Raw genomic sequence first — 23446 nt, 5'->3', positions numbered from 1 at the left:
ACAACGCTCGAACGGCGCTTCCCGAAGGGTGCGCGGGAACTCAGAACGCATATCGCCGCCGTCGTGTCAGTCTTTCGCTTAAGGAACAGGGATGCCAAAACGCTTGCTGCTGGTTAGTGCGAAGGCCGCACCCGACCGCTTGCGGGAAAAAGCCCTTTCGGAAGGCTTGGAAGCCATTCATGTGCCGGATGCGCTTGAGCCGGAGTCGTTGCTGCGCGTCGCGCGCGAACAGCGGGCCGACGGTATACTTGCCCTCGACGCCGCGGCGGAGGATGCGGCAGACGCCGTCATAGCGCAATTGTGTCTGCCCGGCGTGCCAGGTGCGTGGCGGGAGCCTGAGGCCCAATCCGCCTGTCTCGAACAGATGCGCGCGGAAGGTTTGCCCGTCGTCGAGTTCAAGGTCATGCCGTCGGCGGAACCCATGCTCGACGCGCTGCACGCCATCGATCTCCCCGCGTGGGCGGGCCCGGCGGCCGCGCTTCGGCAGCCGTTTCGCGTCCGTATCGACCATCACCCCGATTTCCCCCTCGCGTTTGCCAAGATACACAAAAGAGCCCCCGCCGTCGCGGTAGCGCTGCAGCGGGCCTGGGACGGCCCCCTCTTCCGACTGTACGGTTTCATGTTCCAACGGGATTTTTTCCCTGTCGAAATTGTCGGCGAAGAACTGCTTCCCGGTCAGTTCCCCGTTCCCATCAGCGTGGTATACCCCCCGCCTCTTTCCCAGCGGGCCTACCAGTCCCTCCTCGCATTCGCAAACAGGGCCGCCCGGCGTCTGCCCAGCGGCCACTACCTCGTGGAATTCGAATTCGCGGTCGTGCTGGACACGCCGCTCCTGGTCGGCTGCAATCCCGCACGCATCGTGAACGCGGCCTACAATGACCTGCTCATGGAATCGCTCGACATCGACATCGAGCGCGATTGCCTGCGCGTTGCCGCGGGCGACCCGCCCCGCGAAACGCCCACATCCACCCTTCCCGCCGCTGTCCGCTGGTTAACCTCCCACAGCGGCATCGTGCAAGAGATAAACGGTCTCGAAGCCGCTCGAGCCTGTCCTGGCGTGCGCAAGGTTGCCGTGGCCGCGAAAATCGGCGATACCCTGAAGCACGTCGTCGACACCGCGTCGCGCGACACCATCGGCTATGTGCTCGCGGTGGCCCCCCTGCGCGAAGAAGCACAGGCGAGCGCTGCCCACGCCTGCGCTCTCATTCAGGTGGTAACCCGTCAGATTGTCGCCTGAACGCCGAGGCCGCCAAGTCCTCATCGAATCGCCACGGCCCGCGCAGCGTCGCGCGCTGCGCCAGCGATTCGAGAAGGCGCAGGTACTCACGGCGCGGCATCTCAAGAGCACCCAGTCGCCGCAAATGCGGGTTCGGCAACTGGCAGTCAATCAATTGGATGTCCCAGCGCACGCACTGATGCACAAACGCGGTCAGTGCCGCTTTCGAAGCATCCGTCGCGCGCGTGAACATGGACTCACCAAAGAAACACGCGCCGAAAGAGAGTCCGTAGAGTCCCCCGGCCAGCGTTTCTTCCTGCCAGGCCTCTACGGAATGGGCATAGCCCGCTTCGTGCAGTCGCACGTAGGCCTCGATCATATCGGGGGTAATCCACGTGCCACGCTCATGGCGCCGCCTGACCGCCGCGCACCCGCGAATCACGTCCGCGAACACGGTGTCCAGAGTGAAACGGAATTTCTGTTGTTTCAAGACACGCAACAGCCGTTTCGACGTGTGGAACCGCTGCGGAACAATGACCATGCGCGGATCCGGCGACCACCACAGGATTGGCTCGCCCTCCGAGTACCACGGGAAGATACCGTGCCGGTAAGCGAGCATCAGCCGGCCTACGCTCAAATCCCCCCCCACGGCGAGAAGACCGTCTTCCGCAAGTTCGGGGTCGGGAAACGCCAGCTGGCGTGTGAGGCGGAAAACGGGCATTACGTTAGCTTGACTCCACAACGTTATTGCAGGAACACCGGCCCCAAATCGACGGACGCGCCGGGCGGCAGACTCAATTCCGGCAGGTCAATTGACTCCCCGCTGTCTATCTTCACTTTCAGGAGAAAACGGCCCGGCGGTATCGACACGAACGCGACTCTGCCCGTGCTGTCCGAATTTCCCTCGCTTGGCCACCACGGGCCGCGGGTCGGATGAAACATCATCAGGCCCACATTCCGGTTCGCCGCGGGCAGACCGCCCGGCAGCAGCAGCGTCATCTCAAACGACGCGGCGGGAGCCATTATGATTTCCATTTCTTCCGTGATAGTGCCGGTATTAGGCAGGACATCAACGTAATTGTTGGCGAAAAAGCGCAGTTCCGGGTCCCACGCCCGCACGCAAACCCTCTGGTCCGCCGGGAACAACAAGGCGGACCGGCCGTCCGCCGCCGTGAGCGGCCCCGAGGCTACCGGCTCATCAAAGGCATTCGGTTGCAGCGTCGCGATTGGCGCCATACCCGCCAACGGCTGCCTTTGCAGGTCCACGACCCGCACGAGTCCCCGGACTTGAGAATTCGGGGCACGGGCGTCTTGCCCATGCCTCTGTCCTGCCGCAGCCGGAGCGCCCGCGGTGCGCGGTTCTTCGCCGCCACATCCCACCAGGACCAGCGAGAGCGCGGCGACAGCGGCCCACGTTCTCATGCGCCGTTCTCCTGGTTCGCCGCCGCGAATTGCACCTCGTACAGGCGCCTGTAAATGCCGTTGCGCTCCAGCAACTCCTGGTGCGTGCCCTGCTCCACCACTGTGCCATCGTCGATCACGAGAATGCGGTCCGCGCGCTGGATCGTCGAGAGCCGGTGTGCAATCACGATGGCGGTGCGCCCCGCGACAAACTGGTCCAGCGCTTCCTGAATCAAGCGCTCGCTCTCCGAGTCCAGGCTCGACGTGGCCTCATCGAGGATCAGAATCGTCGGGTCCTTAATGATTGCGCGGGCAATTGCCAGCCGCTGACGCTGACCGCCCGAGAGGGTCTGGCCCGCTTCGCCGATGCGCGTCGCATACCCTTGCTGCAGCCGCAAGATGAAATCATGTGCATACGCCGCCCGTGCGGCGGCTTCGACCCGCTGATCCGTGAAATCAGCGCGTCCGAAGGCGATGTTGTCCCGAATCGACTCATCAAACAAAATCGTGTTTTGCGTCACGAGGCTGATCTGCTCGCGCAGGCTCTTGAATGTCGCGCGGCGAATATCCACGCCATCGAACGTGATGGAACCGGCCGACACGTCGTAGAAACGAGGAATCAGCTTTGTAATCGTGCTCTTGCCCGAGCCGCTGAACCCGACGAGGGCGATCATTTCGCCCTTCCCCACCTCGAACGTGAGCCCTTTCAGTATCTCCGTCGTCCCGTCATACGAAAAATGCACGTCATCGAAACGCAACCTGTCCGCAAGCGGCGGGAGTTCGACGGCATCCCCCGTTTCAACGATACACGGCTTGAGGTCGATGAACTCGAAGACCCGTTCCGCGCTCGCGATGCTCGTTTGGATCATATTGTTGACCGCCGAGAGCTTCCGCACCGGGTCGAGCATCATCGCGAGCGAAAAATAGAGTTGCACGAGGTCGCCGGCGTCGAGCCGACCGTCAACCACCCGTCTGCCGCTCATCAGCACGAATACCACCAGGCCGATGACCAGGATAAACTCCGTGACGGGGCCCGTTGCGGCGTTGTCCCGGATCATTTTCATGAGAAAACGCTTCAGTTTCTTGATCTCAGCCCTGACCCGGCCGACCTCGTAGGCCTCCATGCCGAAACCCTTCACGATGTGAATGCCCGTGACGGTTTCGTTCACGACCGACGCCATGGACCCGATTTTTTCGAGTGAACGCCGTACGCTCTTGCGCACCTTAATGCCAATGTATGCGAGCACGTAGGCCACGGGCGGCAGGACACAGAGGCCAATAAGCGTAAGACCCGGGTCCACCGCGATGGCGATGAAAAGGAACGTGAGCGCCTTCAGCGGTTCGCGAAGCACTTTTTCAAAGACTCCGAGCAAGCCGCGATTGACCATGAATATGTCGTTGGTAAACCGGGAAAGAATATCGCCGGAACTGCGCGCCTCGAACAGTCCCACCGGCTGCCGCATCAGATTGACATACATTTCCTCGCCGAGGTCGGTCGTGATATTCGTGCAGATGGCCCCGGCGAAGTATTCCTGCAAAAACCGGGCTATCCCGATAATAACCGCCAAAAACAGAACGATGCCGCACGCGATACGCAACGCGCGCATTTTGTCCGCGCGCATCGCGTTCACAAGCGCCTGCGTGTGCGCCTCCAGCCCCTGCGGCCCCCAGCCGGTGTTGTCCGTCATCCACTGGACCGCATTGTGCACATCCTGGACGAGCCGGTCGCCGGGGTCGATGTCCGGCTGTTCGCCGGGTTTGGGCAGAACGGGTTCATAGAAGGTGATCTTGACGACCGTGCCCACAGCAACGAGCATACCTCCGAAGGAGGCCGCAATGACCAACGCGAAGAACAGGGCCAGCAGCAGACGGCCCTTGTAGCGCCAGGCGTAGCCCATCAGCCGACTATAAACGGTCCATGCGGAACCTCGCGGACGCGGCGGCGTAACGGACTGTAATTCCGGCGTGACACTGAGATTTGCCATGAAGAAACCCGTTGAAACAAGGGGGCTTGGACGAACGAAACGCTAACACACGCGGGCGTGCTCGTGCAATGAAACGGGCATGTCGGGCGCAAGCGCGCGAGGGAGACTCATTTGACGCGAGGTGCCGCGCAATTTAAGCCCCGGAGACCGCGCGGTCCGCACGGTGATAGCCGGTTTGGGAACCTTTCCTTGGCGCTGACGCGGCGTCACAGGAATTGGCCATTCGCGCCACAGCTATATTTCCGGTCTCAGGGATTGCCCTTCGGGTGGCAGCGGTCTCTCACGTTTCCCAATCGGTGAATTTGCCGCGCATGAGCAAATAAAGGAAAAACGGCCCGCCGATGAGCGAGGTGATGATCCCGATGGGGATTTCGCCCGCGACGGGCACCTTGCGCGCGGCAAGGTCACACAGGCACAGAAAGGCGCCGCCGCTCAACAGGCTCGCGGGCATGAGCAAGCGGTGGCTCGACCCGGTAAACGCGCGGACGGTGTGCGGCACAACCAACCCCACAAAACCTATGGGGCCGACCTCTGAAACGATGACACCAGTGATCAGCGACCCCAGCAGCAGCACGACAATTTGCAGGCGCGCGATATTGACGCCCCGGCCCGCGGCCATTTCCTCGCTGAAACCGAACTGGTCGAGCTTCCCGGCCTGCGCGAACAGCACCAGGCACGCCGGGAGGACGCCTGCGGCCAGCGTGGCCGCGGAACCATAGCCGACCACATCGACGCCGCCCATGAGCCAGCGGTCCATGTCGATCAAGCGCTCAGGGCGGGCGAAGTAGCGGGTCAGCATGATGCCCGAATTGGCGACGATGCCCAGCGTGACACCCGTGAGCAGCAGCACCGTCGGCGACGGCCTGACCCGCCGCGATGCGACCAGAAAGATCAACAGAACATCCCCGGAGGCAAACAGGAATGCGAAGGCCTGCACCATCGGGACGCCGAGCAGTGCGTAAGGCAAGCGCCCGAAATCGATCAGCACGAGCGCGGTGTAGGCGCCAAACGAGCCCGCTCCGGCAAGGCCAAGCGTGTACGGCGTGGCAAGCGGGTTGCGCAACAGCGCCTGGAAAGCGCACCCCACAAGCGCGAGACCCGCGCCTGCCAGAAACGCGACCAGCGTGCGCGGCAGGCGCAGGCTGAACAGGATGTACTCCGCGTCAGAGGACGCCTCTCCCGCGCGCCACTGGCGCAGGAGATCGAGCGGCGTCACGGGTTCCGGACCGACGCTGAGACTCGCGCCGGCGGCGGCCAGGCAGAGCAGGGCAGCGCCGGACAAGACCCAGACGGCGGAGAGGCGCCGTTTCATGGCGCGTCTTCCCGGGCGCGGGTGGGTCCGCCAGGTGAGGGGCAGGGAACCGGGATGGGAATCGAAAACGCAGCGGTGTCCGGCTGTTCGGCGTGAACGAACGGAGCGCCGGTGAGCGGATTCAACCCAACACGGATGGAAGAGCCGTACGCGGTGGTAAGAATGTCCGCATCGAGGACCGCCTCCGCGGACCCGGAAGCAACAACCGCATGTTCGCGCGACAACAGCAGGAATTCGTTGCAGAACCCCGCCGCGAGGTTCAGGTCATGGGTTACGACGCCTATCCCGTACCCCTCTCGGGCGAGGCGCGCGAGCAGGGCGAACACCTCCGCCTCGTGATGAATATCCAGGGCGGCGGTGGGCTCATCGAGCAATAACAGGCTGGGCTCCTGGGCAAGAATGCTCGCGAGAAGCACGCGCTGCCGCTCGCCGCCGGACAGTTCCATGAAACTGCGCCGTCCGAGGTCTTCCGTGGCCGTGTCGCGCATGCAGCGGCGCGCTACCCGAAGGTCATGCGCGCGCAGGCCGCCCAGCGCGCCTGCATGCGGATACCGGCCCAGGCAAACGACCTCGAAAGCACTCAAGGAGAACACGGGCTGCACACCCTGCGGCAGATACGCCAGAGACCGCGCCCGTTCGCCCGCGGAGAATGAGGTCAGGGGCCGCCCGTCCAGCGTCACTCTGCCGGCGGACGGATTCAGCAGGCCGCAGAGCAGGCGCAAGAGCGTGCTCTTGCCGGACCCGTTCGGCCCCAGGATGCCGGTGAAGACGCCACTGCGCACCGCTGCCGTAACGCCGCACAGGACGGGCGTTCCCGGCTCATAGGCGAAGGTGACGGATTCGGCGGCAAGACACCGTTTCATTCGGGCAACTCGGCCTCGGGGTGCAAAAGCTTCACCATGCGCCGCGCGATCTCTCCTATCCGCGGTCCCGGCCGCAACGCATGTGATTCCGCCAGCAAGTATATGCGTTTGTCCTGCACGGCGGGTAGTATCGGCATGGCGTCCCAGTCCGCGACGAAGGCCGCCTTGTCGCTCGCGTTCAGTCCTTCACCCGCGTGGAACTCAAGAATGACTTCGGGCGCTTCCGCGACCACCGACTCCTTGGAAGCTTCAAAGTATGGCGCGGCCACGTTCGCATAGATATTATCGCCGCCCGCACACGCGACAATCTCCGACACGAAAGACGCACCGCCCGCGGTCGCGAGGTCGTTCAGGTCGTGCGTGGAACGGCCCGTAATAATCAGGACTCGCGGGCGCGGGCGCCCCGCCGCCGCCGCGCGCACGGCGTCCAACGTATTCGCAATTTGCGCGCGCAGCCGGTCCGCGGCGGGCGTACACTCCAGCACCACGCCCAGCGTCGCGATGCCCGCGTCGATTGTCGCGAGGCTATCCATCGCAACCACGAGCGTGCGCATTTTGCGCGGTTCGGCAAATTCCATCACTTTGGGGAAGCGTCCTGCGAGAACGATCAATTCGGGCCGAATCAGCGTGATGCGCTCGAGGTTGGGATCGATATATCCGCCGACGCGCGGCAATACCCTTGCCTCCGGCGGAAAGTCCGTGAACGAATCCACCGCGGAGACCCGGTTTCCCTGGCCCAGCGCGAAAATCGTCTCGGTAATGTTAGGTCCCATCGACACGATGCCGCCCCGCGGCAGCGTCTCACGGGAGCACGCCTGCAGGACGGCGAAGACGGCGCCTGCAAGCAGGGCTGGCAGCGCACGTTTCATTTAAGCCCGATAAAGACTGTGGCCAATGCCAATGGCCGCGCGGCAGCGTTCGACCGTGTCCAGCGCCACCGGCGTGACCCGTTCCGCGTTCTCACGCAGGAATTCGCACACGTGCGCCTCGCTGTTCCCGGGGTCGTTATATCGATCGATAATGGGCGCATTGAAACGGGACACGTACTCGGCAAGCACGCCCTTCAGTTTTCCGTAGAACTTCTCCTTGCGCCGGTACTTGCCCAGGAAGTCCAGGTATACCTCCTCCGGCGCGAGCAGGTGCAGCAAACGGTACAACACGCCCACCCCGGCGGGCATCAGCGGCACCACCACGTCCGGATTTGTGCTCTCCGTCTCCAGCGGCAGGGGGTCCGTGGACGTCTCGACGCCGCGTATCTTCTTGAGCACCGTATCGGGGTCGTCCAGAAGGTCCAACGTGTTGTGCTCGCTCTTGCCCATCTTCGATGCGCCGTCGAGCCCCGGCAGGCGCAGGGCGTCGCGCCCGACCGGGTGCGGCACGTGCAGCGTATCGCCGAAACGGCTATTGAAGCGCTCCGCAATGTCGCACGCCATCTCCACGTGCTGGCGCTGGTCGTCGCCCACCGGCACCTTGTCCGCGCGGACAATGAGAATGTCCGCGGCCATGAGCACGGGATATCCAAGAAGTCCATAGGAAAGCGGATTGCCTTCCGACTTTGGGTCCTCTTGCAGTCTCGCCATCTTATCCTTGTATGTCGTGCCGCGTTCCAGGAAACCAATGTTGGTGATCATGCCAAGCAGGAGACACAGTTCCGCGGTGCAGGGAAGGTCGCTCTGCCGGTAAATGACGGATTTCCCGGGATCGAGCCCGCAGGCAACATAGGTGCGCAGCATTTCGATGGTCTGCCCATAGAAATCCTCGCGCTCCGTGATTGTGGTCAGCGCGTGATAGTCCGCAATGAAATAATAGCAGCGCTTGCCTTCTTCCTGAAGCCGTATGAAGTGCTTTATGGCGCCGAAGTAGTTGCCGTAGTGCAACCGCCCCGTCGGACGAATGCCGGACAGTATGACCTCTTCCCGTTTGTTCATTCCGAAAATCCCTTGTGAACATCCACTGTATCATGCGCATCGCGGCAGGGAGGGAAGAATAGCCGAAGCCCCGCACGGGAGTCCAGAACCGTGTTCCCGCATCCCGCGACCCTCACGGTTCAGCCCGAATCCCTTCCGGAGCCTTAATTACTGGCCACGCCGCCTTCATACTCCCGCGGAACAGCGCCTCACGCCCGTGTCTCGACTCGCAGCAGCTCCGCCCTCATTGCCCGCCTTCCAGTTAAACGGCATCGGAACCCAGAGCAACCGTTTCCGGAAATTCGACCCCCGTGGCGTCATCCGTCGCCTCTACGAACTCGGCTTGACCCCAGTGCAGCCGCACAAGCCCTGAAACATATCGCGTTTCAGGGCACGGCCAATTTCGAGTGTGAACGGGACGAGAAGTACCCCGTTCCCGGCACGAAGACGACCCCGGGCGAATTGACGCAAGGCCGCCGCCTTGGTCCGGCGGTCCGGGAAGCGTTCCTTGGCTCGTCTCACGCGGTATAGGGAGAAAGGGTGCTCCCGCATACACGGGCCGGTTCATTGGCCTCATAGACTTCACGCGGAACGGACGGGCCCCGGCGGGTGCAATGCTCACGGAACACGGCCTGCAGCTGGTTGGCTATTTCCACGGCAGTCATATCCTCGATGTGCCGCCGCTCAAATACCCGCAATGGTTTGCCGTTCTTGAAAAGCGCAATACAGGGAGAAGAAGGGGCGACATCCGGCATATACGAGCGGGCACGCGCCGTCGCCTCGGTGTCCATTCCTGCAAATACCGTGATCATGACGTCGGGAATCACGTCACTCTGCAGCGCAAGGCAGACACCGGGCCGCGCATTCCCCGCCGCGCAGCCGCATACGGAGTTGATGACGCACAACACAGTCCCCTCATTGTTCCCGATAGCCTCGTCTACGCCTCCGGGCGTCGTTACGGGGGTAATCCCGACGCGGGCAAGTTCCTCCCACATGGGCCGAACCTGTTCGGGGTCATAAAGCGGCGGCATAAGAGGTTCCTTTCGGTGGTTCCGCGCAGGGGAACGCGCGTCTTTGCCCTGATGTGACCGGAACAGACAGTCGCACGTAAAAACGCCCGTTTTCGCTCTGTTATTCCCGAATATTCCTGCCCGAATTCCCGCAGGGCCGGGGAAGAGCCTCAAGCATGAAGCAGGTCCTGCTTGACACCTTCGCGCCATGACCCGCATACTAGGGAGAAGGCCGACCTCCTGGTGATTTTCAAGGCAATTTCGGGATTCTAGGGCATGAGCCAACCGGTAGTCTTGGTCTTGGACGGCGTGACGTCGGCACGGCGCCGCGTGGCAAGCCTTATCGAGACCTGCCTTGCGGAAACCCGCCCCGTGACGGCGCCGTCCGTCGAGGCCGCGCTTCGGCTCCTGAAAGGCAGGATTCCAAGCGCGGCCGTGGTCGGTGTTTCCCAAACGGGGAAAAAGTCTCTGAATTCCGTTAAGTCCCTTCGCGAGCACTTCTTCGACGACCCCTTTCCCGTACTCTTGCTGCTGGCCAACGGCGTGAACCTGGAAGCCTCGGACCAACAGTACCTGGAGACGGGCGACCAAGTCATGTCCGCGGACCTCCCCGATGTCATTCTGGCAGACCGCCTGAAGGCGATTCTGCAGCTTCGGGAGCAGACGGAAGAACTGCGCACCGCCAACAAACGCCTCGCAACGCTTGCTTCGGAACGCAGCGTGGCTCTGCGCGAAAGCGAGGAAAGATACCGGACCATTTTCAACACAACGGGCGACCTGGTCGTCGCATTCGAAATTTCCAGGAAAGACCTTGTTCCCGGCCGGATTATTGAAGTCAACGACGAAACCTGCAGAGTACTGGGCTACGATGCCGAAAACCTGCTTGGCATGAGCATCATGGACCTTGTCCATCCTGAACGGGCCGAAGCCGCTGTGGTGCGCATGGAAAGCCTGGTGAAGCATCAACAGGTCTTTTTTGAGACGGTACTCGTCAGCAAGACAGGCCAAACCCTGCCCATTGAACTGACCGTCCGGTCGCTTGCGTCAAAGGACCGTTTTGTGGCCTTGGCCATTGCGCGGCCGCCGCACTCGCGTATCGAAGCCGTGCGCACGTCCCCGGATGGAAGCAGCAGTTACGAAATCGTCGCGGACCGCACCGGACAAATTCTCTACGACTATCACATCGAAACGGGCGGCATCCGCTGGATTGGCCCGATTTCGCGTGTCACGGGTTATACGCGGGAGGAAGTGGAAGGCGTCGATTTCCAGCGCCTGCTCTCCTTGATTCATCCCGAGGATCGCGACCGGGTCAATGCGAGTATCCGAACGGCGGTTGCCAACGTGGGCGCCTATCATGCCGAATACCGCTTTCTGCACAAGTCCGGCGCGTACCGGTATTTTGAAGATGAAGGGCTGGCTCTGCCCGGCGAAAACGGGCGCGCATATCGCGTGTTGGGCGCATTGCGCGACATTACCGCACGCACCCTGGCCGAAAGGCAGCGCAGGCGCTTCGAACTCGAAGCGCAACACTCGCAGCGTCTCGAAAGCCTCGGTGTGCTTGCCGGCGGCATTGCTCACGATTTCAATAATATTCTCGCCGCTATTATCGGGCTCACCGACATGGCCCTCCAGGACCTGCATCCGGATTCAGAAACTCACAGCGACCTGAGCGAAGCGTTGCAGGCCGCGCATCGCGCAAAGGACCTTGTCAAGCAGATTCTCGCATTCAGCCGGCAAGGCAGCGAAGAGCGGATTCCCCTCTATCTGCACGTCATTGTGCGGGAGGCCATGAAACTGGCGCGGGCAACGCTGCCCGCGACCATCGAGATTATGGACAATGTCGATGTGCATTCCGGCGTGGTCGCCGCCAACGCCGCGCAGATGCACCAGGTGATCATGAATTTTATCACGAACAGCGCGCAGGCCATGCGCGACCAGGGCGGCCGTATCATCGTGACCCTGCAAGACGTTGATGTGGACGAGCGGCTCGCGGCAACGCACCCAAAACTCCACCCCGGCCCTTATGTCCGGCTCAGCGTATCCGATACCGGCCACGGCATGGCACCCGATATTCTCAAGCGCGTGTTCGACCCCTTCTTTACAACCAAGGGGCCTGGCGAAGGCACCGGAATGGGGCTTTCAGTCGTACACGGCATTGTCACCAGCCACGGCGGCGCCGTTATGGCCGAGAGTGCACCGGGTCACGGTGCTACGTTCAATACCTACCTGCCGCGTGTTGTCAGCACGGTCCTCGAGAGCGAGCGCCCGTGCAAGGCAACGTCGCGCGGGCAGGGACGCATCTTGTTCGTGGACGACGAGGACGCTGTCCGGCGTTTCGGCAAGGCGGCCCTTGAGCGGCTGGGTTATGAAGTGGTCGCCGCCGAGTCCGCCAGCCGTGCTCTCGAACAGTTTCAATCTGACGAAAGCGGATTCGACCTATTGATCACGGACCAGGTTATGCCCAAAATGAGCGGCGACGAACTGGTCATGGAATTGCGCCGGCTTGGAAGCGATATTCCCGTGATACTCTTCACGGGTTATGGTGAGAATCTCACGGAACAAAAGGCGGCTAGGGCAGGGATCCAGGAGATCGTTACGAAACCAGTGGTTATGCATGAGCTTGATGCGATCATTCGGCGCGTTCTGTTCACGCGGTCGCGCGCGCTCCCATCCCGAACACCCGTCCCGCCGGAACCCCGCTAAACGGACAGGTCATTCATGGTAAGCCGTTTCCTGACCTGGAAGGAACAACTCATACTCGGAAGTCTTGCGGCCGCTGTTCTGGCCGGCGCGGTAGTGCTGTTCATCCACGCGCGTCACGACAAGGATAAGGAGCTTGTCCAGATACCGCCCCAAGAAAACAGCCCGGCGCGGGTTGAAGCTGACCAACCTGTAAGCCCGGTTGCCTCTATGCTTCCGCCGATGGCGGAAACGCCGTTTCCGCCGCCACCCCATCCGCAAACCGGCGTCATCGTGGCAGAGGTAAAGGGCGCGGTGAAGCATCCGGGCGTATTCGACCTGGCGGCCGATGCGCGCGTCGAGGACTTGATTGACGCCGCAGGCGGCCCCACGGAAGACGCAGACCTGAGCGACATCAATCGCGCCGCCAGGCTCATCGACGGCGCGCCACTCATCGTCCCGAAGTTTCCACGTATCGCGCTTGTGGACGGCGTGGCGGTAAATCAACCGGAACCAACGGCAGCAGAGCTGAATCCTCCAGCATACACCGTGTCAGGCTGGCGGGGCGGGTTCACCAGCGCGCCCCCCGCATCCGGCCCTGCGTCAGCCGAACAGCATACGCCCCCTGGGAATCCGGGCCTGGTGGACCTCAACACGGCCACACGCGAACAGCTCGAGGCGCTTCCCAGTATCGGTCCCGTTACTGCCGACAAGATCATCGCCTACCGGAACCAGACCCCTTTCACACGCGTGGAAGATTTGCTGGAGATTAGAGGAATCGGGCCAAAAACGCTTGATGCCCTTCGCAATTGCGTAACCGTAAACGCACCCTGAGACCCTGTCCCATGACAAGGCTTATCGGCGGACCGTATTGCGCAACCGGTCACTCACCTGGCAAGACGGAGCAGATTGCCGCGTCCCGGCCGCGGCTCATTGACCCGCGCCCGCTCACCCAAGTAGGCGCGTCGGGCGTGTTCCACTCTGGATTCGGTGGGCCGGGCAGCAGGCTGCACCGGTTCCCGCTCCAGCTCGCCGCCGGAAGGCGATTCGCCCGCTTCCACGGGGGGATGAATCGAAGCATCCGCCGGGTCTACGTTGGCCGTGGCGTCATCTTCCCGGTGGAGCTTGAACTCCGCCTCCAGCACTTCATTCCAATGACCAATCTGGCGAAAGCTGCCTTTTGCCGGCACCCGCACGCCGATGGCGCCCTTGTACACGCTTTCGCTCAAGCGCACGACACCACGTTCGGCGCCCCGCGCCGTGCCGCGCACCGCCGGGCAAAATCCCTGTTCCCGGCCCTTGTTGAAACCGTGAAACGTGTGATGCACCAGCGCCTTTGCCCCATGCCAGAACCACTTTACGGGACGCAACGCCGGTTCCTCCGGGTTGCCCATGGGGCCGTTATAGGCCGGTTCGACCCCGAAAGCGTACGAACCGCACAGCAACATGCTGGCGACCATAAGCGCTACCCCATGTCTTCTTGACATCGGCTACGTCCTCCCGTCTCTGTCCGGCGGCTGCCTCGAGCCTGCCCGGCCGTTCTGTCCGCTGTCGCCATTCTAGCGCAACGTTCCGAAATATCCAAACGTGATATTGCCAAGGCCGGGGTCGGATTATGGCGGTCCCACTGTACCGGCCCGGACATGGGGGTCTCAATCCGTCGTTCAGCATTCCCCGCCAAGTCTTGGCCCGCTTCTTGCTCCTTCCTGGTTGAACTGTGTCCTCGACTGTGAACATACTGTCACAAGGAAGGGAAGCGGCGATGTGCCACGGGTTTCCAGGAACGGCACGCAGGAAGCCTCGAGGGGACATCCGCCCCACCCACGGGAGGTAAGCGTATCATGGGGATCTTTTCTACACTATGTGAAAACCCGGACTGCAAAGCGCGCATCCCGACCCGGACAAACTTCTGCGCGAAGTGCGGCTGGGCCGGTCCCAACAGCACAACCGTGTGCGGGGACTGTCACAAACAGGTCGGGCGCAACAGCCGCTTCTGCTGGAATTGCGGGGCCGACATTGCCGCGACGGCCGCGCCGCGCGTTTCGGGTAACCGCTGGGTACGCGCGGAAGAGGAATTCGCGGTGCGCGTCTATCCTGAAGATATCGACCGCTCCTGGCTCGCGCGGCGGGTCACGGTCGAGCCCGGCACCTTCGGAGTAATCGAACAGAACGGCCGGATCCTGGACCGGGTCGACGAAGGCGCGCAGACTCTGGAAACGCTCGTTCGCATGGCGCCCATGTCCCTTCATCTGGTCAGCGCGGGCGACGTCCTGCTGCGCCCGACTGTCCGCGGCCTGCGCGACCGGAACGGCGCGGAACTGGACCTGACGCTGCAGATCGTGTTCCAGGTGAACCAGGACGAATATGCGTCGTTCATTCGCCATTTCTTCTCGGGACACCGCCGCCGCGTTACGGTTTCGATGTTGGAGGAGGCGCTCGCATTTGAATTGCAGGACGTGGTGCGCGCGCTTACCAGCAGCCACGCACTACAGGACATGTACGGCAATCTCGCCTGGCGCGACCAGTTCGAGGAAGGCATCCGCGGGGCAATGGCGCTGACCCTCCAGCGTTTCGGCCTCAACCTCGTGCAGCTCAATTTCGTGTCGTTCGGAGGCGACCAGTACGAGACGATTATGCAGGCGCGCGGCGAGGTCTACATGGGCAATTTCGCCGCCGACATGCTCGCCGAACGCGCCGCCATCCGCCGGCGCACAGACGAATTGGCGGCCCGGGGCAGACTCGACACTTCGAGGCGCGACCGCGAACTTTCCGACGAGATCGCCGAACTTAACAAGCAATACGGTGTGAAGCAGGTCTTGCGCGACACGGAACTCGAGGAAGCTGTCGCTCACGCCCGTCACGAACAAGAGTTGCGCGCGCGCCTGCGTAAACTGGAGGTCGACGACCTCGACGAACGGGTGCGACGCGAACGCGAGGAACGCGACCGGGAACTCAAGAAGGTCGTCGTCGCGCATCAAAACGAACTCGATATGACCAGCCTGATCGCGCGCATCCGGCACACGCAAAGCGAGGACGAGTACCGCCGCGAATACGACAGGTTGCAGCACGAACATGAACTCGCCAAGGCGCGCGCCGCGTCGCTCGAACGGAACCAGTACATCATCGCCGAGGCCCGCGCCCTCGCCGAAGCGCAAATACAGAAGCTTGAGGCCGACAGAAAGCGCTTCGAACTCGAACAGGTCTCGGAAGACGAAACGCTCCGGCGCAAGATGGCCTATGAAGCCCATCTTCAGTCGCTCAAGGAAGCCGAACACCGGCTCCAGATGGAAGAGAACCGGCTTGAACAAGAGAATCTGAAGATCATTCTTCAATACAAGCTGGATAAGACGCGCATCAAGGCCGATGCGGAGACTGCCCGCCATACGAGCGACGAACGCACCGCCGCCGTGGATGCGAAGGCGCGCAGCGAAGAAAAAGACAAGCTCATTGCGGCGCTGGAAAAGGGGCAGGACCGCCTCGCCGCGCTTGCGGAGGGCATGGTCGACAAGTTCACGCGCGGTGCCCAGCAGCCAAGCATCATTTTCGCGGGCTCGGGCGGGCCGGCGGCCGTGGGCGGCGCGCAACAGACCGCGCCCTGCCCCAAGTGCCAGAAACCCGTGCCGGTCGAGTACGCCATTTGCCCTCACTGCGGCATGAATATCACGGGCCGGTAACGGCCGCCCGAAGGGAGACTGCCAGGTATGGAGGCCGTGAAGGCGTGGTGCCCGCAATGTGGAAACCCCATCGGCGAATACCGGCCGCTGTGTGAATCGACGGGTGCCGAAACACCTTTGTATGTCGAGATCAACGCCGTGGCCCAGTTCATCGTGGGCGTGCCCACCTTCGTCGAGTTCCGGCTGATCAACGTTTCGGACCGCCCCCTTACCGTCGATTCTTTTCAGGCATTCGTAGGGTCTCGTTTAGTCGAGGGACGCGGGGTCTGCGTCGATCCCGCGGGACAGGTCCTGACGCCCGGCGCCGGCAATATCAGGCTGGCAGACCGGAAGGTGGCGCTTTCGGCGGAAGAAGTCCAACCGGGCGAACACATCCTCCGCGTCGCCGTGGCGTTCCACACGGAAAGACGGCACGCGGTGCTCGTGGGCGAGTCCAAGATCGTCATGGACCCGCCCGGCACGGACAGGCTGCATATCTACGACCCCCTGGCCGAGAGGGTCTGCGATCTGGACGGCGTGGATTTCCCCGGCGGGGAATCTACGCCCGCGGTCCTCTATGGCGAAGCGCACGCGACCGACCCCCGCCTTGATTTTATCCGGGGACTGAAGCGGACTGCCGGGTTTCGTTTCCTGCCCCTGCGCATGACCTACGAAGGGGGCGCCGTTCCGGACGCCGTGCCGGAATGCAGCGATTCCCCGCCGTCGGGCGCCGTGATGACGCCCACCTCGGAAGCCCGGGCCTTCTGTCCTCACTGCTGGCCTCCGAAAGCGCTTCCAGAGCCTTACGGCGAGTGTCCCTACTGCGGCAAGGACATTCCCCTCCATCTCACGATCAACCATGTCCCCTTTTTCATGGAAAATGTCCGGACTCGCGTCGAATTCCGGCTGCACGCCACCGCCCGCGAGGAATTGCGCAATCTCGTTTTCCGCGCACTTCTCGACGGCGCGGAATTGCCCAAAGGGCCGCATCAGCTCTGGCAACCCACGCTGCCGCCCGGCGAGCACGTCGTGATCGACCGATACCTCGAACCCTCCGCCAGTTGCGGCAAAGGCGAATGCTCCCTGACCTTCGAACTCCAATACGACGCCGGTGGCGCCGCGCATCACCTCACCGGCGCCTACAATATCGTCATACTCCCCCAGAATGCGACCCGCCAGCAGATCGTCTACCAGCTCACCATTTCCGGGCACAACGTCGTCTTCGACGACCTGAACATCCCCGACAGGGGCTTCGAGAAGCCCGACGGCGCAACAGAATTCATCCGGGACATGGTGGCCTCCCGCGGGCCCGACTTCCGGCCCGTCGAATTACACGCCGCAAGAGCGGTGCCGCGCCCAATGGCCCCTGCCGCGGCTCCGGCGGAGCGCACTTGTCTGACGCAATTGGTCGGCGGCGTGCCGCACCACTTCTGCATTATCGCCAAGGACGGCCTGGCCTTCGGAAGGAAGCCCGGCCTCGTCGATATCCGGCTATACCATATCGCGGACATGATGTCTGGAAACCTGCCGCAGGTAAGTCGGCTGCAATGGCGGGTCACTCTGGACCGCGAAGACCTTGCGCTGGAGGTGCTCGCGGACACGAACCCCACCTATCTTCTTTCTACGGACCGGGTGCTCAAGCCCGGGGCGGTTCATCGGCTCCGGCGCGGCGAAGGCATCGAGATTCGCGAGCATATCGGCCTGAATTACACGGCGCGCGCGCCCAGATTCCATGGTCTTGACGCGGCGTGGCGCGCCATACGGCAGTGCCTTGACACGCACGCGCCACACCGGAACCGGGTCCCCGAATGGTGCGGCGAATACGGCGGTTACGCGCTCACAAGACGGTATTCCCTTGCGCCCGGCGGGGAACAGGCGGCCAATTGCCCGGGGGTCGAGGCCTACGTGGCCGCACCCGGCTGGGTGAGTCTGGGCGCGTCACAAGACGCATGCATCCACGTGCAGGGCCCGGGGGTGCTCCCTTTGCATGCCTGTCTGCTGCACATGGACGCATACTTCTTTATGTGCCCCTGGGCCGAGCACGCGCCCGTATGCGTCGACGGCGTGCCCGCCGCATGGCTCGCGCCCCAGCCCATCGGCCCCGGCGCCCAGATCTCGCTTGGCGACGCAACGCTCACCTGCGCCGCCTTTCAACAATTGTACGTGCCGAATTCCTGAGGTCACGGCTGATTCCGCGCGCGCGCCCGTCACCCCATAACCCAATCGTTACCGGTCCCGGTCACAGCGCCTCAAGCGGAATCTGCCACGCCCGGACCCGTCGCCGGTTCCACGTATACGAAATAGCCACTCCCTTATCCGTCCGGACAATCGCCGGGTAGGAATACTCGGTGTCCAAGTCCGGGTCGTCTTCGAGATGGGCCACGTTCTCGAACGCGTCCCCGTTATTCGTCGACACCGCCAGCGTCAGTGGTGTCCGCGGACCCCAGTTCATGCCCACGGGGTTGTAGACCAGCAGCAGTCGGCCATCCTCAATCAGCAGGACATCCAGGCCGCTGTTGTTGTTCGGCAGTTCCGTCGCCCGCACCGGGGACCATGTCTTCCCGTGGTCTTCCGAATCCGCGCGCCATATTCGTCCCCAGCCGCTGCGCAGCAAAGCATGCACCTTGCCCGGGGGCGACTCCCAGAACGTTGGCTGGATCGCTCCCGGCCCGCGCAGCAATTTCTCCGTTTTGTCTATCACGAAACTGGCGCTCCGCTCCCAGGTGACGCCGCGGTCCGCGGAACGGTCCGCAAATGGCTGCCAGCCTTCGTATTCAATCGAGGCCGGCGCCAGCCAAGCGCCATCGGACAGGATGACCGGCTTGTTCTTCACCGGCCCGCGGCCGCCCTTATCGCCGGCGACCAGTTCCACCGGGGCCGACCACGTCGCCCCGCTGTCTTCCGAGCGCATCCAATAGGTCTGCCAGTAGTCCGTATCCGGCCCGACCTTGAAAAACAGGTAGACCACGCCTTCCTGGTCCCGGAACAGGACGGGGTTCCAGTGCGCCGTCTCATTCACCTTCGCCGCGCGTTCCGGCTTCGACCATGCGCCTTGAGAAAAGCGCGCGCGCCAGATGACCACGTCCGGATCGCTTTCTTCCGTGCCGCCAAACCACGCGCACAGCAAATCCCCGTTGGGCGCCTGTACGACCGTCGACGCATGGCACTGCGCGAAGGGGCGGTCATCCTCGAACACGAAATCCGCCCGTCCGCCCGCTTCGCGAACGCGCGCCTCGAATGCCTCCACCGAAAACCGGACCGGAACTGGCTTCACCGCGCGTTCCTCCTCTGCGCCGCCCGGAAGAGCCAGGCAGAGTAGTATACTGCAACAAACAACGTCACGTATGGGCGAGTGCATCGCTTTCATCACGGCTTTCCCTCTCGTTCTCGCTCGTTTTTGCGCCCTTCCTTACGTCTTAACCCGCGTGGCGCGCTATCATAGCCGTGCAGCGCAATGGGAGCAAACATATCACTGAGGCGGTGTCGCTGAGGCGGCGCGGGCGAACGCGGGCACTTGGACGGCGGCGGGCACGGTGACCGCTTCCCTTTCCGGCACATGCGCGCTTGATTTTTGCGCGTTATTTTGTTAAACTGCCAATTAGTAAAGGTTTCGCGCCCATGAAAACAAAAACGTTCACGCGTTGTCAGGCCAGGGCCCGAGTCTTCAAGGCCCTCGGCCATCCTGCACGCCTCTGCATGGTCGAGGAACTGGGCAAAGGCGAGCGTTGCGTCTGCGAGCTAACGGACCTGCTGGAACTGGACATGTCGACGGTCTCGCGGCACTTGTCCGTGTTGAAATCCGCCGGCGTGGTGGAAGACGAAAAACGCGGCCTCCAGGTATTCTACCACCTGAAGGTCCCGTGCGTGTTGAATCTGTTCCCGTGCGTTGAAAGCGTGTTGAAATGCAACGTGGAGGCGCAGTTGGCCGCGGTCGAGGAGTAAGCGTATTTTCTTACTCCACTATTGCATATTTTGCCAAATAGCGGTTAACGGCCTGCGGATACGGCGTCCCGCCGGCCTGTAGCTGGGAGTACATCGCATGGAAAACCGAAAAGAACTGAAGATTTTCGCCGCCATGGCAGGCGTGTTCATCGTCGCTTACTCCTTGCCATTGTCCGACCCGAAAATCCGCGAAGCCATCCTGGAGGCGTTCAAGCTGCTGCAGTGGTACGCCCGCAACCACACGCTCGCCTGCGTGATTCCCGCGCTCTTCATCGCGGGCGGCATCATCACGTTTCTGTCGCAGGAGACAGTGTTGCGCTACATGGGCCCGAACTCGAACAAGGTCGCGGCGTACGGCGTGGCTTCCGTATCGGGCACGGTGCTGGCCGTATGTTCGTGCAGCGTCCTCCCCATGTTCGCGGGCATCTACCGCATCGGCGCGGGGCTTGGCCCGGCCACGGCGTTCCTGTATTCCGGCCCCGCGATTAATGTCCTCGCCATCTTCCTTACGGCGCGCGTGCTTGGCGTTAACTTGGGCGTCGCGCGCGCGATTGGGGCGGTGGTGTTCGCCGTTCTCGTGGGCCTGCTCATGGCAGGCATCTTCCGCCGCGGCGAGGGCGAACGCGCCCAGCGCTTCGTGCAGACCCCCGCTGTGACGGGTCCGGCGCGACCCATGTGGAAGACCGCGGCCCTGTTCGCGTGCATGCTGGCGTTCCTGGTGTTCAGCGACTGGTTCAACCCCAACAATGTGGTCGTGAGCACAAGCGACGGCGGCCGCTTCGCCGCGGTGCAACTCCAGGAAATGAAAGACGAAGTCATGTTCCAGTTGGAAGAAGACTGGAACGGGCAGGCCAGCGGCGCGAAGGTAACGCTCGCCAAGACGGACATCGCCGGGATCGAAGAGGTCCAATCCTGGGTGCTCACCATCTACCATGTGCGGTGGTATCTGGCCGGTCTAATGGGCGCGCTCGTCGCGCTGATGACGTGGCGGTGGTCCAGCCGCGAAGAAACCCTGCAGTGGATGCACAACACCTGGGACTTCGCGAAAATGCTGGTGCCGCTGCTGTTCGGCGGCGTGTTCGTCGTCGGCTTTGTCGGCGCGCTGCTGCCTGAGCGCTACGTGGCGGGGCTCGTGGGCGACAACTCGCTCTCGTCCAACCTCGTGGCCAGCGTGGTGGGCGCGTTCTGGTACTTCGCCACGTTGACCGAGGTTCCCATCTGCGAAGCGCTGGGCAAACTCGGCATGCACCAGGGCCCGATGCTGGCGCTGCTGCTCGCGGGCCCGGCGCTGAGTCTGCCGAGCATACTCGTCATCCGGCAGGTGCTCGGCACGAAAAAGACACTGACCTTTGTCGTGATCACCGTGGTCATGGCAACGGCTACCGGAATGATCTATGGAGCAATAGCCTGAGTGCGCGTCGCCGCACACCAGGATGGAACAAGAAGGAGGACAACATGAAAAAGCTGCAAGTACTGGGCCCCGGCTGCCCGAAGTGCCAACTGCTTGCCAAGACGGCGGAACAGGCGGCGCAGGCGCTGAACATCGAGTACGAAATCGAGAAGGTGGCTGCAATAGACAAGATACTCGAATTCGGCGTCATGAGCACGCCTGCGCTTGTCGTCGACGGCGAGGTCAAGGTCGTGGGGAAGGTACCATCTGTCGAGGAAGTCAAGAGGATGTTGGGCTGAGCCGTACGGGACCTCACAAGAAAGGAATATGATGTCTATGGAAAGAACGTGTGCGTGCAGTGCGGCGCCCAAGCTCGTTTTTTCGTGCTCGGGCGCGGCGGACGTAGGCGCGGTGACCGATCAAGCAGCGCGCAAGCTCACGCGTGACGGCCTGGCAAAAATGTTTTGCTTGGCCGGTATCGGCGGTCGCATAAGCGGCATTATGAAGAGTACGGAAGCTGCGTCCGCCATCCTGGCCTTGGACGGATGCCCAACCGCTTGTGTCAAGCACTGTCTCGAGCAAGCGGGATTTTCGAACTTCGCCTATGTGCAACTGGCGGACCTCGGCATGGAAAAAGGCAAGACGGCCGTGGATGAAGACCACATCGGCACGGTGGCGGCCGCGGCCGCCGAGATTCTCGCAAAACACTGCGCGGCCAGGACCCCAAATACAGCATCTTGAACTTCAATCATTTCGTGGCCGGTCTAGGAGACATATCATGTCAGGCAAGGAGACAGACGCATCGAATTCGTCCGGGAGCGGTCCTGCGATGAAAGTTGGGATCGTCCTGGTACTTGCGGTCGCTGTGGGCGCTGCGGTATATGCCAAGAGGCAGCCCGCGAAGGACGATACGATTCAGGTGACCGCCGGGACCACCCTGAAAGCGCTGTCCGACCCGGCGTCGCAGACCGCGGTCAGCGAGCGCCCAGAAGCGGCGTCCGCGCTACCCCGCCTGGTCGACCTCGGCGCGGACAAATGCATTCCCTGCAAGGCGATGGCGCCTATACTCGAAGAACTGAAGAGAGACTACGCGGGCGTTTTCGCGGTCGAGTTTATCGACGTGTGGAAGAGGCCGGAAGCCGCCGAGCCTTTCAATATCCAACTGATTCCGACGCAGATATTCCTCGATTCGAACGGCAAGGAACTCTTTCGGCATCAGGGTTTCTTCTCGAAAGAGGAGATTCTCGCAAAGTGGAAAGAACTCGGCATCGACATCTCACGGAAGGCTGATTGACATGTGCCATGCTCGTGTTCGTAATCGCAATCGCTCCGGCGCATGCACCAAATCATGAACACGCTCTTCACCACTCTGACGCATGCGGTCGAGGGCAGCACTGCCATCGCGTTTCTGGCCTCGTTTCTGTGGGGCGTTCTGAGTATCGTGCTTAGCCCGTGCCACCTGGCCAGTATTCCACTAATTGTCGGCTTTATCGATGAGCAGGGCCGCATCAGCACGCGCCGCGCGTTCTTCATCTCGTTTCTATTTGCATTCGGCATCCTGCTTACCATCGCCCTTATTGGCGTAATCACCGCGGCAGCGGGACGCATGATGGGCGACGTGGGGCGCTATGGCAATTACTTTGTGGCGGTGATTTTCTTCGTTGTCGGTTTGCACCTCCTCGACGTAATTCCGATACCTTGGACCGGCCCCGGCCAAGTGGGCATGAAGCGCAAGGGCGCGCTCGCCGCGCTGATTCTAGGCTTGGTATTCGGCGTGGCGCTCGGTCCGTGTACTTTCGCCTATATCGCGCCGATGCTTGGTGTCACTTTCAAACTTGCCGCAACCAATCTCGGCTATGGCGTGCTGCTGCTCCTGGCGTACGGCATCGGCCACTGTTCAGTCATTGTCGTGGCAGGCACGTCGACCGAGTTGGTGCAGCGATTCATGAACTGGAATGAGGACTCGCGGGGAACCAGCGTCGTGAAGAAGGCATGCGGTGCGCTGGTCCTGCTGGGCGGTCTTTGGATGGTCTACACGGCATGATGTGCCATCGCGAAATACGTAATTGACGGGAACAGGCCGCGATA

At 62.3% G+C, this 23446-nt stretch carries 21 protein-coding genes; 11 read left to right on the top strand and 10 right to left on the bottom strand.

The features are described 5' to 3' along the window. Window positions 1–91: 91 nt before the first annotated feature. Window positions 92–1237, top strand: coding sequence for a hypothetical protein (locus KA184_02305; GenBank protein ID MBP8128384.1), 1146 nt, complete (start codon window positions 92–94; stop codon window positions 1235–1237). On the opposite strand, the gene KA184_02300 is transcribed toward KA184_02305, so the two are convergent. The 8 genes from KA184_02300 to KA184_02265 all read right to left on the bottom strand — a co-directional run bounded on the left by KA184_02300 (window position 1203) and on the right by KA184_02265 (window position 9715). Further along, complete coding sequence (locus KA184_02300; protein ID MBP8128383.1) at window positions 1203–1937, bottom strand: leucyl/phenylalanyl-tRNA--protein transferase; 735 nt, start codon at window positions 1935–1937, stop codon at window positions 1203–1205. The two genes, KA184_02305 and KA184_02300, sit on opposite strands and share 35 nt — an antisense overlap. 23 nt (window positions 1938–1960) lie before the next feature. Continuing rightward, entirely contained in the window at window positions 1961–2638 is a 678-nt protein-coding gene (locus tag KA184_02295; protein ID MBP8128382.1) for a hypothetical protein, read from the bottom strand. After that, a complete protein-coding gene (locus KA184_02290) occupies window positions 2635–4602 on the bottom strand; it encodes an ABC transporter ATP-binding protein (protein ID MBP8128381.1) in 1968 nt (655 codons plus the stop codon). The genes KA184_02295 and KA184_02290 overlap by 4 nt, the downstream gene beginning before the upstream one ends. Before the next feature lie 280 nt (window positions 4603–4882). Then, a complete protein-coding gene (locus KA184_02285) occupies window positions 4883–5914 on the bottom strand; it encodes an iron ABC transporter permease (protein MBP8128380.1) in 1032 nt (343 codons plus the stop codon). Continuing rightward, window positions 5911–6777, bottom strand: coding sequence for an ABC transporter ATP-binding protein (locus tag KA184_02280; GenBank protein ID MBP8128379.1), 867 nt, complete (start codon window positions 6775–6777; stop codon window positions 5911–5913). The genes KA184_02285 and KA184_02280 overlap by 4 nt, the downstream gene beginning before the upstream one ends. After that, a complete protein-coding gene (locus KA184_02275) occupies window positions 6774–7646 on the bottom strand; it encodes an ABC transporter substrate-binding protein (protein MBP8128378.1) in 873 nt (290 codons plus the stop codon). Before KA184_02275 ends, KA184_02280 begins: the two co-directional genes overlap by 4 nt. Further along, entirely contained in the window at window positions 7647–8705 is a 1059-nt protein-coding gene (gene trpS / locus KA184_02270; protein ID MBP8128377.1) for a tryptophan--tRNA ligase, read from the bottom strand. Window positions 8706–9202: 497 nt separating this feature from the next. Next, the gene (locus KA184_02265; protein MBP8128376.1) at window positions 9203–9715 is read right to left on the bottom strand and encodes a BrxA/BrxB family bacilliredoxin; all 513 of its coding nucleotides are present in this window, start codon (window positions 9713–9715) and stop codon (window positions 9203–9205) included. Window positions 9716–9970: 255 nt separating this feature from the next. On the opposite strand from KA184_02265, the gene KA184_02260 reads away from it, so the two are divergent. Both KA184_02260 and KA184_02255 read left to right on the top strand, forming a co-directional pair. Then, window positions 9971–12397, top strand: a complete 2427-nt coding sequence (locus tag KA184_02260; protein ID MBP8128375.1) for a PAS domain-containing protein — start codon at window positions 9971–9973, stop codon at window positions 12395–12397. Between the two features lie 15 nt (window positions 12398–12412). Continuing rightward, complete coding sequence (locus tag KA184_02255; protein MBP8128374.1) at window positions 12413–13207, top strand: ComEA family DNA-binding protein; 795 nt, start codon at window positions 12413–12415, stop codon at window positions 13205–13207. A 53-nt stretch (window positions 13208–13260) separates the two neighbouring features. Here KA184_02255 and KA184_02250 read toward each other — a convergent pair whose 3' ends face one another. After that, window positions 13261–13860, bottom strand: coding sequence for a hypothetical protein (locus KA184_02250; GenBank protein MBP8128373.1), 600 nt, complete (start codon window positions 13858–13860; stop codon window positions 13261–13263). A gap of 354 nt (window positions 13861–14214) precedes the next feature. Between KA184_02250 and KA184_02245 the strand changes: the two genes are divergently transcribed. Then, on the top strand, window positions 14215–16047 hold the full coding sequence (locus KA184_02245) for a hypothetical protein (protein MBP8128372.1): 1833 nt from the start codon (window positions 14215–14217) through the stop codon (window positions 16045–16047). Between the two features lie 27 nt (window positions 16048–16074). Then, complete coding sequence (locus KA184_02240) at window positions 16075–18204, top strand: hypothetical protein (protein MBP8128371.1); 2130 nt, start codon at window positions 16075–16077, stop codon at window positions 18202–18204. A 61-nt stretch (window positions 18205–18265) separates the two neighbouring features. On the opposite strand, the gene KA184_02235 is transcribed toward KA184_02240, so the two are convergent. Then, a complete protein-coding gene (locus KA184_02235; protein MBP8128370.1) occupies window positions 18266–19384 on the bottom strand; it encodes an exo-alpha-sialidase in 1119 nt (372 codons plus the stop codon). A 260-nt stretch (window positions 19385–19644) separates the two neighbouring features. Between KA184_02235 and KA184_02230 the strand changes: the two genes are divergently transcribed. The 6 genes from KA184_02230 (at window position 19645) to KA184_02205 (ending at window position 23402) form a co-directional block, all read left to right on the top strand. After that, window positions 19645–19968: a winged helix-turn-helix transcriptional regulator gene (locus KA184_02230; protein MBP8128369.1), complete on the top strand. Its 324-nt coding sequence runs from the start codon at window positions 19645–19647 to the stop codon at window positions 19966–19968. Window positions 19969–20065: 97 nt separating this feature from the next. Then, a complete protein-coding gene (locus KA184_02225; GenBank protein ID MBP8128368.1) occupies window positions 20066–21379 on the top strand; it encodes a permease in 1314 nt (437 codons plus the stop codon). Window positions 21380–21423: 44 nt separating this feature from the next. Beyond that, entirely contained in the window at window positions 21424–21657 is a 234-nt protein-coding gene (locus KA184_02220) for a TM0996/MTH895 family glutaredoxin-like protein (protein ID MBP8128367.1), read from the top strand. Window positions 21658–21688: 31 nt separating this feature from the next. Further along, complete coding sequence (locus KA184_02215; GenBank protein MBP8128366.1) at window positions 21689–22099, top strand: putative zinc-binding protein; 411 nt, start codon at window positions 21689–21691, stop codon at window positions 22097–22099. Window positions 22100–22187: 88 nt separating this feature from the next. Next, window positions 22188–22652, top strand: a complete 465-nt coding sequence (locus KA184_02210) for a thioredoxin family protein (GenBank protein ID MBP8128365.1) — start codon at window positions 22188–22190, stop codon at window positions 22650–22652. A 51-nt stretch (window positions 22653–22703) separates the two neighbouring features. Continuing rightward, window positions 22704–23402: a cytochrome C biogenesis protein gene (locus KA184_02205; GenBank protein MBP8128364.1), complete on the top strand. Its 699-nt coding sequence runs from the start codon at window positions 22704–22706 to the stop codon at window positions 23400–23402. Window positions 23403–23446: the final 44 nt, after the last annotated feature.

It is taken from the genome of Candidatus Hydrogenedentota bacterium (assembly GCA_018005585.1).
Classification (GTDB): Bacteria; Hydrogenedentota; Hydrogenedentia; order Hydrogenedentales; family JAGMZX01; genus JAGMZX01.
This window is presented reverse-complemented; position numbering and strand designations above follow the sequence as displayed.